Origin of the sequence: Nocardia sp. NPDC088792 (assembly GCF_044750615.1) — a bacterium.
In the GTDB taxonomy this organism is placed as follows: Bacteria; Actinomycetota; Actinomycetes; order Mycobacteriales; family Mycobacteriaceae; genus Nocardia.
On the sequence record NZ_JBIVKC010000004.1, the window covers coordinates 516799 to 531372 of the forward strand.

A 14574-nucleotide genomic window follows, 5' to 3' on the forward strand; every position below is an offset into this window, starting at 1 on the left:
TCCGGTCAGGCACCGATGTCGAATCGGACACCCGCCTCCAGCACCGCCGTCGCCGAGGTTCCGAACGTCTCCCGGAAGGTGTCACTGAAGTGAGAAGGGGACGCGAAACCCGCCTCGATAGCACTCCTGGTCAGGTCATGGCCCGCCGCCAGCCCGCCGATCACATGCCGCAACCGCGCCCACTGCTGGTACCGACGGAAGGTGGTGCCGGTCGACTGCGCGAACAGCCGCAGGAAATGCGAGGCCGACAGCCCGAGCTCCGCCGCGGTGGCGGGCGCCCGATACTCCCGGCCGGGATCGGATCGAATTGCGATCGCCAGTGCCGTGATCCGCGGATCCGCGGCCATGGCGGCGCCCGCCGCGGCGCGCACCACCACCGCCGGGTCCGCGCCCGCCAGGCACGCCGTGCTCAGTGCCTGTTCCCGCCGATGCCCGAGTCCGAACGGACCGGCGAATTCCCGCATGGCCGCCGCCGTGTCCGCGGCCCGCGGGCCCGCCGGGTCGAGGAACAACAGCAGAATCCTGCTCTCCGGCGCGATGATTCGATGCGAGGCCCGCGCGGGGGCGTACACGCTGCGCGCGGTGGCGCCCGGGCATTCGGGCGCCTCCAGCAGGATCGGCCCGTCCACGCCGACCGTGAGCACCGCGACCGAGGTCGAGTGCAGCGCCACACCGAGATCCGGCCCGAAGTACCCGATCGAATCGGGCCGCACCCAGATCACCGGATCACCGCACGTTTCCGGAAGCGCCACACTCAACACCTCAACCAGGCTATTCATACGACGCGACCGCGTCGACCGGCCGGCCGTCGGCATGAATACGCCACCGCGGCAGCACGAAAGGACTTCCCATGACCTCGCTGCGCAATGATGCCGAGCGGGACGTGCGCGCACCCGGCAGCTCACCCGGGCTCTATCGCGCCGGCGCCGGCGAGCCGCTGGTGCTGCTGCACGCACCCAACCTCAGCTGGCACATCTGGCAGCCGGTGCTGCCCGAACTCGTCGCCCGCTACCAGGTGATCGCGCCGAACCTGCCCGGCCATCCGCACGCGCCGGAGTTCCGCGACCCCGAGCCGAGCATCGCGAGCATGGCCGACGTGTTCGAGAAGTACCTGGAGGAACTCGGGATCGAGGACGCCCATCTGGCCGGTATCTCCGGAGGCGGCACGCTCGCAATGGAATTGGCCAAGCGCGGGCGCGCCCGCAGCGTGGTGGCCATCGGCCCGGTGGGCGGCTGGCCCGACGGCAGCCGGGACGCGGACCGCATCGCCGACGGCTTCGTGCGCCAGCACCAGCTCATCGAGCGCACCGCCGGCATCATGCCGGCGGTGGTGGCGCGGCCGCTGCTGCGCCGCTACGTCATGCGTAATTCGTTCCGCCGCGGCGAATTGGTGCCCGCCCGGGAGGTGCTGGGCATGGCGGAGGTGATGTCCTCGGGCACCTTCTTCGCGACCGATATCGCCATGCTCCGCGCCGACCGGCTGACCGTCACCGACCTCGATCGGGTCGCGGCCCCGGTCCTGTTGGCCTGGCCCGAATTCGACCGCGTCGTCCCCAAGGAGACCTGCTCGCAACGCTTCCGGGCGGAGCTGCCCACCGCCGAGTACCGGGTGCTGCCCGGTCTCGGCCATCTGGCGACCTGGGATGACGCTCAGCTGGTCGCCAGCACCATCATCGACTGGATCACACGCGCCGCATGACGGAGACGACCTTGCCCAGCACCATGGCCTTGTCACCGTCGATAACGGAGTAGGCGGGGTTACGCGGTTCGAGGTAGACGTGGCCGTTGGCGCGCCGGTACACCTTCACGGTGGCCTCGCCGTCGATCATGGCGGCCACGATCTCGCCATTGTGCGCCTCGTGTTCCTGGCGCACCACGACGATGTCGCCATCGCAGATGGCGGCGTCGACCATCGAGTCACCGCGCACCCGGAGCCCGAAAACCGTTCCCCGGCCGACCAGTTCGCGCGGCAGCGACAGCACGTCGTCGGTGTGCTGTTCGGCGAGGATGGGCGTTCCCGCGGCGATATCGCCGACCACGGGCACGGACACCGAATCCGCGTTCTGCTGCTGCGGCGCGCCCGCCTTGAGGAACAGTCGCACGTCCATGGGCCGGGTCACCGACTCGCTGCGCTTCAGGATGCCCTGATCCTCCAGCGCCTTCAGATGCCGCGACACCGTCGACGACGATTTCAGCCCCACGGCCTCGCCGATCTCCCGGGTGCTGGGCGAATACCCGTGCCGCTGCACCCAATCCCGGATGGTCAGCAGAATCCGCTGTTGCCGCTCGGGCAGGGTGGAGGTGTCGAAATGTTCGAACCCGTCGAAGTCGTCGTATCCGGTCACCGGGGCATCCTAATGGCGTATGCGCGGATACTGCCGCAGCGCCGCCTTGAATAGGCTTGTGGCGTGCAAGATCACGAGAAGCTTTTCGACCGGGTACGCGGGTCCATGGTGGGCGGGGCGATCGGGGACGCTCTGGGGTGGCCCATCGAGTTCTTGACACTGAAGCAGATTCGCGGGCGCTACGGGGCGGCAGGCGTCATGGACTACCTGCCGAACGTGACGCCGGGGGCGCCGCAGCAGATCACCGATGATACCCAGATGACCCTGTTCACGGCCGAGGGGCTGCTGCGCAGTCCCGCCGATACCGATCCGGCGCCGGCGCTGCGGCGGGCCTACCTGCGCTGGTATGCGACACAGCGGCAGGAGAAGCCCGATCCGCACGCCGATGGCTGGCTGGCCGGGTTGCCGTTCCTGTACGCGGTACGCGCGCCCGGCAATGCGTGCCTGGGCGGGCTGCGGCAACAGGTCGACGAGTACCTGCCGCCGCTGGAGTTCGGCGAACCGGGACCGGTGAATCCGAAATCGAAGGGCTGCGGCAGCGTCATGCGCGCCGCACCCTTCGGCCTGACCGGCGCCGGTCCGGATCGCGCGTTCTACAACGCCATGCGCTGCGCCCAGATCACCCACGGCCACCCGACCGGGTATCTGGCCGCGGGCGCCTTCGCGACCATTGTCGACAGCGTGCTCGGCGGCGCCGAACTGCCGATCGCGGTGCGCGACACCATCGATCGGCTCGCGGTCATGCCGTCCAGCGCCGAAACCGTGTCGGCGCTGAGCGGCGCGCTCGCCATCGCTCATCTGGGCGAGGCCACGCCGGAACGGCTCGAGATGGTCGGTGCGGGTTGGTGTGCCGAGCAGTGCCTGGCCATTGCCGTCTACTGCGCGTTGCACACCTATCGGACCGGGGATATCCGCGCCGGATTACTGCTGTCGGTCAACCACTCCGGCGATTCCGACTCCACGGGAGCGGTCACCGGCAATCTACTCGGCGCCATGTACGGCGTCTCGGCCCTGCCGATGGAGTGGATAGCTCCGCTGGAGGGCCGGGACGAATTGTTCCGTATCGCAGACGATCTCGTCCTGAACTTCTTCTATCAGGACCGTTCCGGCTTCGGCGATCGCTATCCCATCGACCGCGCGATCCAGTACTGATCCGGTACTAGACGGTGAAGCCCAGGGCGCGCAGCTGTTCGCGGCCGTCGTCGGTGATCTTGTCCGGGCCCCACGGCGGCATCCAGACCCAATTGATCTGCAGCTCTTCGGCCAGCCCGGAACGCACCAGGGCATTGCGGGACTGGTCCTCGATGACATCGGTCAGCGGGCAGGCCGGGGAGGTCAGCGTCATGTCGAGCTTGGCGATGCCGTCCTCGAAGGCCATGCCGTAGACGAGGCCGAGGTCGACCACATTGATGCCGAGTTCGGGGTCGACGACGTCACGCATCGCCTCTTCCATGTCCTCGAGGTGCTGGATCTCCTCGGCGGTCAGTTCCACCGGCGCCGCTTCCTGGGCCTGCTGCTCGGTTTCGCTCATGTTCTCTACTCCCCGTTGCCTGTAGTGCCGTTGCCCATGGCCTGCTTGGATTCCTCCGCGGAGGCTATCCGCACCACGGCGTCCTTGAACGCCATCCAGCCCAGCAGTGCGCATTTCACGCGGGCCGGATACTTGGCGACGCCGGCGAAGGCCACACCGTCGCCGATCACCTCTTCGTCGCCCTCGATGGTGCCGCGGCTGGTGATCATCTCGTCGAAGGCCTCGACGGTCTTCAGCGCCTGCTGCAACGGCAGGCCGATCACCTGGTCGGCGAGCACCGAGGTGGAGGCCTGGCTGATCGAGCAGCCCTGCCCGTCGTAGGACACGTCTTTCACATCGCCGTTGTCGTCGATGTGTACGCGCAGCGTCACCTCGTCACCACAGGTCGGGTTGACGTGGTGCACCTCCGCACCGAAGGGCTCACGCAGTCCCCGGTGGTGCGGGTGCTTGTAGTGGTCCAGGATGACTTCCTGGTACATCTGCTCCATGCGCATGATCTATGCAACTCCGAAGAAGCTCTGAGCCTTCCGCACCGCGGCCACCAGTGCGTCCACCTCATCGAGGGTGTTGTACACGGCGAAGGAGGCGCGAGCGGTGGCGGCGACACCGAAGTGACGGTGCAGCGGCCAGGCGCAGTGGTGGCCGACCCGGATCGCGACGCCCTCGTCATCCAGGATCTGCCCCACATCGTGCGCGTGAATCCCGTCGACGACGAAACTCACCGCGCCACCGCGGTTCACGTTCTCCGTCGGGCCGATGATGCGCACGCCGTCCAGCGCGCTCAGGCCCTCGATGGCCGCGCTGACGAGCCGGTGCTCGTGCGCCGCAACGGCATCCATGCCGATCGCTTCCAGATACCGCACCGCCGCGCCCAATCCGACCACCTGCGAGGTCATCGGCACGCCGGCCTCGAAACGCTGCGGCGGGGCGGCGTAGGTCGAGTGGTCCATGAAGACGGTCTCGATCATGGAGCCACCGGTGATGAACGGCGGAGTCTGCTCCAGCAGCGCGTAACGGCCGTACAGCACGCCCACGCCGGAGGGGCCGAGCATCTTGTGCCCGGAGAAGGCGGCGAAGTCCACGCCCAGCTCACGGAAGTTCACCGGCATGTGCGGCACCGACTGGCAGGCGTCCAGCACCACCAGCGCGCCGACTTCCTTTGCCCGGCGCACCAATTCGGCCACCGGGCCGATCGCACCGGTCACGTTCGACTGATGCGAGAACGCGACCACCTTGGTGGCGGCGGATAGCTCGAGCGAATCCAGGTCGATGCGGCCGTCATCGGTGATGCCGAACCACTTCAGGGTGGCGCCGGTGCGCCGCGCGAGTTCCTGCCACGGAACGAGATTCGCGTGATGCTCCAGCTCGGTGATGACGATCTCGTCGCCGGGGCCGACGTGGTACGGGAACCGGTCGTCGGCGAAGGCGTAGGTCACCAGGTTCAGCGATTCGGTCGCGTTCTTGGTGAACACGATCTCCGACGCCTCCACGCCCACGAAGCGGGCGATATCGGCGCGCGCGCCCTCGTAGGCGTCGGTGGCCTCTTCGGCCAGCTGATGCGCACCACGGTGCACCGCCGCATTGTTCCGGATCAGGAAGTTACGTTCCGCGTCCAGGACCTCCATCGGCCGCTGCGCGGTGGCGCCCGAGTCCAGATAGACCAGGGGTTTGCCGTCGCGCACCGTGCGGCTGAGGATCGGGAAGTCGGCCCGGATCCGGGCGACATCCAAGGCGGGCTCCCCGGCGAGCCGGGAATTCTGCACCGTGGTGGTCATGATCGTGAGCTCCTAAACAGCAGCAGCGGAAGTGAAACGCACGTAGCCGTTCGCATCGAGTTCCTCGGCCAGCTCGGCACCGCCCTCGGCGACGATCCGGCCGTTCACGAAGACGTGGACGAAGTCCGGCTGGATGTAGCGCAGGATGCGGGTGTAGTGGGTGATCAGCAGCACGCCACCGTTCTCGCGCTCCCGGTAGTTGTTGACGCCCTGGGAGACGATGCGCAGCGCGTCCACGTCCAGACCCGAGTCGGTCTCGTCGAGGATGGCGATCTTCGGCTTGAGCAGGCCCAGCTGCAGGATCTCCTGGCGCTTCTTCTCACCGCCGGAGAAGCCCTCGTTCACCGAGCGCTCGACGAAGGCCGGATCGATGTCCAGCTCCGCCATGTTCTCCTTGACTTCCTTCACCCAGGTGCGCAGCTTGGGCGCCTCACCGCGGATGGCGGTGGCGGCGGTGCGCAGGAAGTTCGAGACGGAGACGCCGGGGACCTCGACCGGGTACTGCATGGCCAGGAACAGGCCCGCACGCGCGCGCTCGTCCACGGTCATCTCCAGGACGTCCTCACCGTCGAGGGTGATGGAGCCCTGCGTCACCGTGTACTTGGGGTGGCCGGCGATGGCGTACGACAGGGTCGACTTGCCGGAACCGTTGGGGCCCATGATCGCGTGGGTCTCCCCGGACTTCACGGTCAGGTTCACGCCCTTCAGGATCTTGATGGGCTCGCCGGTCTCGTCCGGGTTGGCGACCTCGACGTGCAGGTCCTTGATCTCCAGGGTGGTCATCGAATTCGGATTCCTTTGCGGGATGGGAAGTTTGGTTTAGACGCCGACGGCGGCGAGTTCGGCCTCGATGGCCGTCTCGAGCCGCTCCCGGACCTCGGGCACGGCGATCTTCTGAATGATCTCGTGGAAGAAGCCGCGCACGACCAGCCGTCGCGCCGCCTCCTCCGGAATGCCGCGCGAACGCAGGTAGAACAGCTGCTCGTCATCGAAACGGCCGGTGGCCGAGGCGTGCCCGGCGCCCACGATCTCGCCGGTCTCGATCTCCAGGTTCGGCACCGAGTCGGCGCGCGCACCATCGGTGAGCACCAGATTGCGGTTGGCCTCGTAGGTGTCGGTGCCCTCCGCCGCGGCGCGGATGAGCACATCGCCGACCCACACGGTGCGTGCATCGGGCTTGTTCGAGGCCGGATCGCCCTGCAGCGCACCCTTGTACAGCACGTTGGACTTGCAGTTCGGCTGCGAGTGATCGACCAGCAGCCGCTGCTCGAAGTGCTGGCCGTCATCGGCGAAGTACAGGCCGAGCAGTTCGGCGTCCCCGCCGGGGCCGTCGTAGCGCACGGTCGCGGTCAGCCGCACCAGATCGCCACCGAGGGTGACATTGGCGTGCCGCAGGGTCGCGTCGCGCCCCAGCTTCGCGTGGTGCGCGGTGGCGTGCACGGCGTCATCGGCCCAGTCCTGGACCACGATGACATCCAGCTTCGCGCTGTCGCCCAGCACGAATTCCACGTTCTCCGCGTAGGTTCCGCTGCCGCGCTGGTCGATGACCACGTGCGCGGTGGCGAAGTTCCCGAGACGGACCTGCGTGTGACCGTAGGCGGTCTTGCCCGCACCCGGGCCGGTGATGGTCACGACGACCGGTTGCGCCACTTCGGATTCCGCGCCGACGGACACGATGGTCGCCTGCTCGAAACCCGAGTACGCCTGTGCGGCAACGCGATCGGTCGGGGTACCGGCCTCGCCGAGGCGGGAGTCGGTGCGCTGCACCGTTTCCACGGTGACGCCCTCGACCGAGTTCACCTCGACCGTGGCCTGCCCGTCGCGCACCGCGGTGCCGTCGTGCAGGCCGTGCAGGCGACGCAACGGGGTGAAGCGCCACGCTTCGTCGTGCCCGGACGGCACTTCGAAGGCGTTCACGTCGAACGACGCGAACACCTCACCCTTGTTGACCGCCGGCACTCGGGCCTCGGCCGCAACGGCTACATTCTCGACCGTCATCAGCCGACGGCTCCTTCCATCTGCAGTTCGATCAGGCGGTTCAGTTCCAGGGCGTACTCCATGGGGAGTTCCTTGGCGATCGGCTCCACGAAGCCGCGCACCACCATGGCCATGGCCTCGTCCTCGGTGAGGCCGCGGCTCATCAGGTAGAACAGCTGGTCCTCGGACACCTTCGAAACCGTGGCCTCGTGGCCCATGGTCACGTCGTCCTCGCGGATGTCGACGTAGGGGTAGGTGTCGGAGCGAGAGATGTTGTCCACCAGCAGCGCATCGCACTTCACGGTCGACTTCGAGCCGTGCGCACCCTTGTTCACCTGCACCAGACCGCGGTACGAGGCGCGACCGCCACCACGCGCCACCGACTTGGAGATGATGGTCGAGGAGGTGTGCGGCGCCAGGTGCAGCATCTTCGCACCGGTGTCCTGGTGCTGACCCGCACCGGCGAACGCGATGGAGAGCACCTCGCCCTTGGCGTACTCACCGGTCATCCACACGGCCGGGTACTTCATGGTGACCTTGGAGCCGATATTGCCGTCGACCCATTCCATGGTCGCGCCCGCCTCGGCCTTGGCCCGCTTGGTGACCAGGTTGTAGACGTTGTTCGACCAGTTCTGGATGGTGGTGTAGCGGCAGCGGCCGCCCTTCTTCACGACGATTTCCACGACCGCGGAGTGCAGCGAGTCCGAGCTGTAGATCGGCGCGGTGCAACCCTCGACGTAGTGCACGTAGGCATCCTCGTCGACGATGATCAGCGTGCGCTCGAACTGACCCATGTTCTCGGTGTTGATCCGGAAGTAGGCCTGCAGCGGGATGTCCACGTGCACGCCCTTCGGCACGTAGATGAACGAACCGCCCGACCAGGTGGCCGAATTCAGCGCGGAGAACTTGTTGTCGCCCGACGGGATGACCGAGCCGAAGTACTGCTGGAACAGCTCCGGGTGCTCCTTGAGCGCGGTATCGGTGTCCAGGAAGATGACGCCCTGCTTCTCGAGGTCCTCACGGATCGAGTGGTAGACGACCTCGGACTCGTACTGCGCCGCGACACCGGACACCAGGCGCTGCTTCTCCGCCTCGGGGATGCCCAGCTTGTCGTAGGTGTTCTTGATGTCCTCGGGCAGGTCGTCCCAGGTGGCGGCCTGCTTCTCGCTGGAACGAACGAAGTACTTGATGTTGTCGAAGTCGATGCCGTCGAGGTTGGAGCCCCAGCTCGGCATGGGCTTCTTGTCGAAGATGCGCAGCGCCTTCAGGCGGAAGTCGAGCATCCATTCGGGCTCGTTCTTCTTGGCCGAGATGTCGCGTACGACCTCCTCGGACAGGCCGCGTTTGGCACTGGCACCGGCGACATCAGAGTCGGCCCAGCCGTACCCGTAGTTACCCAGGGAGGCAATCGTCTCTTCCTGGGACAGCGGCTGCACCTGGTCGGTGGTCGTCGTCATTCGGCACTCCTTCCGGAGTCATCTGTAGATGTCGTTGCGGGCTGTGCAACGGGGGTTTCTGCGGTATTCGATTGGGCGCCACCGGTGCTCGGAACGGGCATCAGCGGGACATGCGTGGTGCATGCGCAATCGCCGTTGGCGATGGTCGCCAACCGCTGCACATGCGTGCCGAGAATCTCCCGGAAGGCCTCCAGCTCGGCGGCGCACAGCTCCGGGAACTCCTCGGCGACGTGCGATACCGGGCAGTGGTGCTGGCAGATCTGTACTCCCGCACCGACTTTCCGCGTGGAGGCGGCGAAACCGGCTTCGCTGAACGCGTCCGCGAGCTCCTCGGCCTTGGCTTCCGTCTCGGCCGGCGTGTGCCGGTCCAGGCGGTCGACCCCGGCGACGATGGCCCCGACCCGTTTCCGGGCGAAATCGGTGATGGCCTGGTCGCCGCCGATCTCGCGTAGCTGTCGCATGGCGGCACCGGCGAGGTCATCGTAGGCGTGGCCCAGGCGCCCGCGACCGGTGGAGGTCAGCTGATACTGCTTGGCGGGACGCCCACGGCCCTGCTGCTGCCATTTCGCGGACCGGGTGGCCCGCGCCTCGCCGGATTCGATGAGCGCCTCGAGATGCCTGCGCACTCCCGCCGGGCTCAGGCCGAGCCGCTCGCCGATGGCGGTCGCGGTGATCGGACCCTCCTCCAGCAGCAGTTTGACCACGGCTTCGCGGGTGTGACCTTCGCCGGCGGGTGCAGACACGGCAACAGTCCGGGCGCCTTGCCGGCGCCCGGACTCCGCCTTCGCGTTCCGCAAACCCACGGTTTTCACAACATCAGTGTGACGGAATTCCATTCCGCGTTCCAGTAAGGGTCCCCTGACCGACTATCCCGCGACCAGCGACGACGCCGCGGGCTGTGACCTGTCACACAGAATCGGCGAGAATATATCCCTGGAGTCAGTCGTGGAAAGGGTCGGCGTCCGCGCCCGGGAGCCAGGATCGCCCGGCCTCGGTCCAGCCGTTCGCCTTGACCATCTTGCGGGCGGCGCGCTGATTGCGGCCGATCAGGCGATCCAGGTAGAGATGGCCGAGCAGGTGATCGGTCTCGTGCTGCAGGCAGCGGGACAGGTAGCCGGTGCCCTCGACGGTGACGGGCTCACCGTGGATATCCACGCCGGTCACCTTCGCCCAGTCGGCGCGGCCGGTCGGGAACCATTCGCCCGGCACCGAGAGGCAGCCTTCGACATCGTCGTCGGGATCGGGCATGGTCTCCGGGATCTCGGAGGTCTCGAGCACCGGGTTGACCACGTAGCCGCGGTGCCGCACCGACTGCTGCTGCAGGTCGTAGACGAAAACCGCTCGGGGATCACCGATCTGGTTCGCGGCCAGGCCCGCACCCCGGGCGGCGGTATTGGTCTCGAAGAGGTCCTCGACGAAAGCGGCCAGCTCGTCGTCGAATTCGGTGACGGGAACCGCCGGTGCGGTCAGGCGCGGGTCACCGCAGATGAGAATGGGTCGTACTGCCATTCCACACAGAATAAGGAGACCCGCGCGGGCCGCCGACGCCAGGGCCTGCGGCTATGGCTCAGGGCCGTGCGGTATTGCGCCGAGCGGACCCGGCGAGGCGACGGTCCGGCGGGCGCAATGCCCACGACACGAAGGTCAGCAGCACCAGCGCGGACAGCAGCGCCACCTCCCAGCGGTCGTACCCCACCGTCAGGTGCGAGGCGATGGCGCCCGTGTACACGAAAACGATTCCCGCATAAGCCCACTCCTTCACCAGCGGCCACCCCGGCAGCACCAGCACGAGCGCCGCCGGCACCTTCCACACGCCGAGTATCACCAGGAGATACGTCGGATACCCCAGGTGCACGACGATGTCGCGGACATACGAGACCCGCGCGATATCCCACCAGCCGCCCACCGCCGATTCGGCCACCACGGCCGCGGTGGCCGACCAGTAGAGGATCCGGCGGACCGGAACGGCGCGGGTCGGCTCCATGATCTGTGTAGTCATGCCCGGGAGACGTCCGGCGGGCGCAAGATATGTCTTGTGAGCAATCGGACGTTCCCGGCGGCCCGGTTCGAGGAGCATCGCCCGCGGCTGCGCGCGATCGCCTTCCGCATGCTCGGCGCCTCCGGCGAGGCCGAGGACGCCGTCCAGGAGACCTGGCTGCGCCTACACCGCGCCGGCGCCGAGGACATCGACCGCCCGGACGCCTGGCTGACCACGGTCCTGTCCCGCATCTGCCTCGATATGCTCCGCAAACGCCAGGTCCGCCGCGAATACCCGTTCGGCGAGCAGGTACCGGATGTCTTTCCGGACTCCGCCAACGACGGCCCCGAGGATCTGGCCGTCCGCAACGAATCCCTGGAACGCGCCGTTCTGGTCCTGCTGCACCGTCTTTCGCCCGCAGAACGGATCGCCTTCGTTCTGCACGATATGTTCCAGCTGCCCTTCGACGATATCGCCACCGTGCTCGAACGCTCCCCCAACGCGGCGCGTCTGCTCGCCAGCCGCGCCCGCCACCGGGTGCTGGAGGACCCCGCCGCCACTACCCCGCAGGCCCTGCGCGAAAGACGAATAGTCCGGGCCTTTCTCGCCGCGGCCCGCGCCGGCGACCTCGAAACCCTGCTCACCCTCCTCGACCCCGAGATCACCATTGCCGCCGACCGCTTCGCCACGCCGGCAGGCACGGCGATCACGATCAGCGGGGCACGCACCGTCGGGCAGCAGGCTGTGGTGTTCGCCGGCCTGTCCGATTTCGGCGAACTCGTCGTGGTGGACGGGCTCCCCGGCGCGCTCGTCGCCGCCGGACCGCACCCGCCCTCGATCATGGGCTTCGTCGTACACGGCGACCTGATCACCCGCATCGATGTGATCGCCGACCCGGATTCCCTTGCTCACCTGCACGTCACGCTCCCCGGCCCGAGCGTCGCCTGACCTCCTCAGTTGGTCGCGACCAGCTTGACCGGACCTTCCAGGAGCGCGTCGATCGAATCCGCCAGTGGGACCGTGCGGGTGGTGACCGGGGACGGGTCGAAGCGGCCAGTCGCCACCAGGTCGAGGACATGCGGAATCGACGGGCGGGCGTGGGCGCGGCCGGTGTGGAAAGTGCAGCAGCGCGAATACATTTCGAGCATGGGCAGGGCGGTGTCCTTGGCTTGGACACTGACGCTGGTACACCAGCCGTCGTTCGCCGTGGCGCGGACGGCGGCGATCAGGGCCTTCGAACCACCTGCCGCCTCGACCACGATGGGGAAGCGGCCTACGCGTTCGGCAGGGGCCCCTTCGATGGGTTCGGCGCCCAATTTGGCTGCGATGCTCAGTCTTTCGGGGTCGGTGTCGAGGTAGACGGCGCGGGACGCTCCCAGCGCCACTGCCAGACCCGCCGCATAGAGACCGATCGACGGGGCGGCGGGGCCGCCCAGCACGAGTACCTCGGCCCCGGGATAGGCCGCCAGTTGCGGGGCGACGGCCCGGTAGGCGTCGGGGATATTGTCGCTGGCGCTGGCCACGGTGATGGGGTCGATGCCGTCGGGGAGCTTGACCAGCATGGCGTCGGCGTGCGGGATGCGGGTGAGGTCCGCCCAGAGGCCACCCCAGTCCAGGCCACCCAGTGGGCCGAGGCCGAAGCTGGACATGAGGGGGTGGGCGGCGCAATTGCCGGTATTGCCGCGCAGGCAGGGTCCGCATGCGCCGCAGGAGATCTGGAAGGGGACGACGACTTTGTCGCCCGGCCGCACGGTGCGCACTTCCTCTCCTACGGCGACCACCTCGGCTACGCCCTCGTGGCCGAAGGGATATGGACCGGCCAGCGGGAATCGTCCCTGCAGGACCGCGGGATCGAGGTCGCAGGTGGCCAGGGCCACGGGGCGGACCAGGGCCTGGGCGGGGGCGTCGAGGGTGGGTTCGGGGGCGTCTTCCCAGCGCAGCGCGCCGGGGCCGTCCAGCATGAGTCGCTTCATTACTCCATAGTCGCTAGAACGTTCTTTCTAGGCAACCCCCTCTAAGATGAATTCTGCTCGGCGACAGCTACTTCCGCGAGACTCAGCCGGATCAGCCGGGCCATGGCCGCCGCAACGGTGTGCAGCGGCTCGTCGGTGCGGCGCACCCGCGCCAGCAGGGTCGCTCCCTCGTAGGCCGCGACCACGGTGGTGGCAAGCTCGTACGCCTCCCCCTCCGGCAGGCCCAGGTCCGCCAATAGCTCTGCGAAGCCTTGCCCCATGGCGTCGAATGCCGAAACACAGGCGGTACGCACCGATTCGACATCACTGCCGCCGTCCAGGGCGGGCGTGCCGACCGGGCAGCCGTCGGTCCATTCGGAGGCAGTGAGTTTCGCCGCCATGAAATCGAACAGGCTTGCCGCCGTACCGAACACATCCGCGGGCGCCTGCTGGATCATGCGCCCCACCAGCACCCCCGTGCCCGCGATCGCGGACACCGCGATCTCCTCCTTCCCACCCGGAAAGTGGTGATAGATCGAGCCGTACGGGAGACCCGCCGCCTCGCTCAGCTTCTTCAGGCCGAAACCGTGATAGCCGTGACGGGCGAGCAACCCGGCCGCGGCCACCTCGATTCGCCGTTTCGAATCGGACACCATTCATCCAGAGTATGAGCGGGGTACGACAGCGGCAGCGTAAATCGGCCGTACACGGCAGATGAGAGCCTCAATACGATTGGCCCGTACGCGGTTTCGCGTTCAGCGAACCGGCGCGGACAGCGGCGCCAGATGTGCACGGCGGACCCGCTGCAGGAAATCCTCCAGCGGCGCCTCGTCCGCGTGCTCGGGCAGCACCGTGCGCGCGGTCTCGAATTTCGTTTCGTACTCGGCGATCAGCTCCCGCGCCGCCCGTGCCTCCGGATCGGCCGTGATGCGCCGCCCGAACTCGAAGTACCGGTCCGGATCCACGACCCGGATCGGCAGCACGCCGGTGGTGTAGAGCTCATAGCCCTGCCACAGCAGCCGCATGGTGTGCCGCGCATGCTTCTCCCGCCGGGTCTCCAGCGAACCCTGGAAGCGGCCGCGGTCCACCAGCCGGTGGAACTGCGAAGTGGCGTAACCGAAGAACGACTCCCGCACCAGCCGCGCCGACAGGAAGCACCCGCGCAGCCCGATCAGCTCACGGCCGAAATCCGTGGCGGCCGTATGGGTATCGAGCCACAGGATCTCCGAGGCGGTCGGATTACACTTCAACATGAGCCCCATGGCCTTGCCGAGCTCGTGATAGGTGGCGTCCGCTCCCCCGCGGCCCTGCCGGGTCGCATGCTCGCGCGCCGGCGGATGCAGGCCGAGCAGACTGCTGGTCGGCTGCACGTAGATACCGGCGTAGTCGAGGTCGCTGGCGGGGGTGTTCAGACCGTAGGCGGTCGAACCCACGACGCCTTCGAGGAGCAGATCGGTCATGGACGAGTCGGACATCGGTCCACAGTGCCGGATCGGGGCCCGGTGGGCCCAGCGATTTTCGCCTGCCCGGCGGAGGTCGCGCGGTTATAGCCACCGCGA

17 protein-coding genes are annotated in these 14574 nt (G+C 67.7%); 3 read left to right on the forward strand and 14 right to left on the reverse strand.

Features of this window, described 5'->3' with window-relative positions:
- Positions 1-5 precede the first annotated feature (5 nt).
- Positions 6-752 carry a helix-turn-helix transcriptional regulator gene (locus ACIP5Y_RS29000; RefSeq protein ID WP_400354778.1) on the reverse strand — a complete coding sequence of 249 codons (747 nt, stop codon included), beginning with the start codon at positions 750-752 and terminating at the stop codon, positions 6-8.
- A gap of 98 nt (positions 753-850) precedes the next feature.
- On the opposite strand from ACIP5Y_RS29000, the gene ACIP5Y_RS29005 reads away from it, so the two are divergent.
- The gene (locus tag ACIP5Y_RS29005) at positions 851-1699 is read left to right on the forward strand and encodes an alpha/beta fold hydrolase (RefSeq protein WP_400354780.1); all 849 of its coding nucleotides are present in this window, start codon (positions 851-853) and stop codon (positions 1697-1699) included.
- Here the strand turns inward: ACIP5Y_RS29005 and lexA are convergent.
- The gene (lexA, locus tag ACIP5Y_RS29010) at positions 1683-2345 is read right to left on the reverse strand and encodes a transcriptional repressor LexA (protein ID WP_400354782.1); all 663 of its coding nucleotides are present in this window, start codon (positions 2343-2345) and stop codon (positions 1683-1685) included. The two genes, ACIP5Y_RS29005 and lexA, sit on opposite strands and share 17 nt — an antisense overlap.
- A 63-nt stretch (positions 2346-2408) precedes the next feature.
- Here lexA and ACIP5Y_RS29015 point away from each other — a divergent pair, with 63 nt between their 5' ends.
- A complete protein-coding gene (locus ACIP5Y_RS29015; protein ID WP_400354784.1) occupies positions 2409-3497 on the forward strand; it encodes an ADP-ribosylglycohydrolase family protein in 1089 nt (362 codons plus the stop codon).
- Between the two features lie 7 nt (positions 3498-3504).
- On the opposite strand, the gene ACIP5Y_RS29020 is transcribed toward ACIP5Y_RS29015, so the two are convergent.
- The 9 genes from ACIP5Y_RS29020 to ACIP5Y_RS29060 form a co-directional block, all read right to left on the reverse strand.
- A complete protein-coding gene (locus ACIP5Y_RS29020; protein WP_397001853.1) occupies positions 3505-3876 on the reverse strand; it encodes a metal-sulfur cluster assembly factor in 372 nt (123 codons plus the stop codon).
- Between the two features lie 5 nt (positions 3877-3881).
- Positions 3882-4370: a Fe-S cluster assembly sulfur transfer protein SufU gene (gene sufU / locus ACIP5Y_RS29025; protein WP_400354786.1), complete on the reverse strand. Its 489-nt coding sequence runs from the start codon at positions 4368-4370 to the stop codon at positions 3882-3884.
- 3 nt (positions 4371-4373) lie between these two features.
- Positions 4374-5651, reverse strand: coding sequence for a cysteine desulfurase (locus ACIP5Y_RS29030; protein WP_400354788.1), 1278 nt, complete (start codon positions 5649-5651; stop codon positions 4374-4376).
- Positions 5652-5663: 12 nt separating this feature from the next.
- Positions 5664-6434, reverse strand: coding sequence for a Fe-S cluster assembly ATPase SufC (gene sufC, locus ACIP5Y_RS29035; protein ID WP_400354789.1), 771 nt, complete (start codon positions 6432-6434; stop codon positions 5664-5666).
- 36 nt (positions 6435-6470) lie between these two features.
- A complete protein-coding gene (sufD, locus tag ACIP5Y_RS29040; protein ID WP_400354790.1) occupies positions 6471-7649 on the reverse strand; it encodes a Fe-S cluster assembly protein SufD in 1179 nt (392 codons plus the stop codon).
- Positions 7649-9085 (reverse strand): Fe-S cluster assembly protein SufB, encoded by a 1437-nt coding sequence (gene sufB / locus ACIP5Y_RS29045; RefSeq protein ID WP_400354792.1) that lies wholly within the window; start codon positions 9083-9085, stop codon positions 7649-7651. Before sufB ends, sufD begins: the two co-directional genes overlap by 1 nt.
- Positions 9082-9921 (reverse strand): helix-turn-helix transcriptional regulator, encoded by an 840-nt coding sequence (locus ACIP5Y_RS29050; RefSeq protein ID WP_400354794.1) that lies wholly within the window; start codon positions 9919-9921, stop codon positions 9082-9084. Before ACIP5Y_RS29050 ends, sufB begins: the two co-directional genes overlap by 4 nt.
- Before the next feature lie 103 nt (positions 9922-10024).
- Positions 10025-10594: a peptide deformylase gene (locus ACIP5Y_RS29055; protein ID WP_400354796.1), complete on the reverse strand. Its 570-nt coding sequence runs from the start codon at positions 10592-10594 to the stop codon at positions 10025-10027.
- A 58-nt stretch (positions 10595-10652) separates the two neighbouring features.
- Complete coding sequence (locus ACIP5Y_RS29060; protein ID WP_400354798.1) at positions 10653-11084, reverse strand: DoxX family protein; 432 nt, start codon at positions 11082-11084, stop codon at positions 10653-10655.
- Between the two features lie 36 nt (positions 11085-11120).
- Here ACIP5Y_RS29060 and ACIP5Y_RS29065 point away from each other — a divergent pair, with 36 nt between their 5' ends.
- On the forward strand, positions 11121-12011 hold the full coding sequence (locus ACIP5Y_RS29065) for a sigma-70 family RNA polymerase sigma factor (RefSeq protein ID WP_400354799.1): 891 nt from the start codon (positions 11121-11123) through the stop codon (positions 12009-12011).
- A 5-nt stretch (positions 12012-12016) separates the two neighbouring features.
- On the opposite strand, the gene ACIP5Y_RS29070 is transcribed toward ACIP5Y_RS29065, so the two are convergent.
- The 3 genes from ACIP5Y_RS29070 to ACIP5Y_RS29080 form a co-directional block, all read right to left on the reverse strand.
- Complete coding sequence (locus ACIP5Y_RS29070) at positions 12017-13036, reverse strand: zinc-binding dehydrogenase (protein ID WP_400354801.1); 1020 nt, start codon at positions 13034-13036, stop codon at positions 12017-12019.
- Between the two features lie 41 nt (positions 13037-13077).
- Positions 13078-13671 (reverse strand): TetR/AcrR family transcriptional regulator, encoded by a 594-nt coding sequence (locus ACIP5Y_RS29075; RefSeq protein ID WP_400354803.1) that lies wholly within the window; start codon positions 13669-13671, stop codon positions 13078-13080.
- Between the two features lie 99 nt (positions 13672-13770).
- Positions 13771-14490: a DNA polymerase beta superfamily protein gene (locus tag ACIP5Y_RS29080; RefSeq protein WP_400354805.1), complete on the reverse strand. Its 720-nt coding sequence runs from the start codon at positions 14488-14490 to the stop codon at positions 13771-13773.
- Positions 14491-14574 lie beyond the last annotated feature (84 nt).

What these genes read in the sequence shown, in the direction of transcription:
- ACIP5Y_RS29005 (WP_400354780.1), top strand. Translation starts at nt 851, where the DNA reads ATGACCTCGCTGCGCAATGATGCCGAGCGGGACGTGCGCGCACCCGGC.
- ACIP5Y_RS29020 (WP_397001853.1), bottom strand. Translation starts at nt 3,876, where the DNA reads ATGAGCGAAACCGAGCAGCAGGCCCAGGAAGCGGCGCCGGTGGAACTG.
- sufU (WP_400354786.1), bottom strand. Translation starts at nt 4,370, where the DNA reads ATGCGCATGGAGCAGATGTACCAGGAAGTCATCCTGGACCACTACAAG.
- ACIP5Y_RS29030 (WP_400354788.1), bottom strand. Translation starts at nt 5,651, where the DNA reads ATGACCACCACGGTGCAGAATTCCCGGCTCGCCGGGGAGCCCGCCTTG.
- sufC (WP_400354789.1), bottom strand. Translation starts at nt 6,434, where the DNA reads ATGACCACCCTGGAGATCAAGGACCTGCACGTCGAGGTCGCCAACCCG.
- sufD (WP_400354790.1), bottom strand. Translation starts at nt 7,649, where the DNA reads ATGACGGTCGAGAATGTAGCCGTTGCGGCCGAGGCCCGAGTGCCGGCG.
- sufB (WP_400354792.1), bottom strand. Translation starts at nt 9,085, where the DNA reads ATGACGACGACCACCGACCAGGTGCAGCCGCTGTCCCAGGAAGAGACG.
- ACIP5Y_RS29050 (WP_400354794.1), bottom strand. Translation starts at nt 9,921, where the DNA reads ATGGAATTCCGTCACACTGATGTTGTGAAAACCGTGGGTTTGCGGAAC.
- ACIP5Y_RS29055 (WP_400354796.1), bottom strand. Translation starts at nt 10,594, where the DNA reads ATGGCAGTACGACCCATTCTCATCTGCGGTGACCCGCGCCTGACCGCA.
- ACIP5Y_RS29060 (WP_400354798.1), bottom strand. Translation starts at nt 11,084, where the DNA reads ATGACTACACAGATCATGGAGCCGACCCGCGCCGTTCCGGTCCGCCGG.
- ACIP5Y_RS29070 (WP_400354801.1), bottom strand. Translation starts at nt 13,036, where the DNA reads ATGAAGCGACTCATGCTGGACGGCCCCGGCGCGCTGCGCTGGGAAGAC.
- ACIP5Y_RS29075 (WP_400354803.1), bottom strand. Translation starts at nt 13,671, where the DNA reads ATGGTGTCCGATTCGAAACGGCGAATCGAGGTGGCCGCGGCCGGGTTG.
- ACIP5Y_RS29080 (WP_400354805.1), bottom strand. Translation starts at nt 14,490, where the DNA reads ATGTCCGACTCGTCCATGACCGATCTGCTCCTCGAAGGCGTCGTGGGT.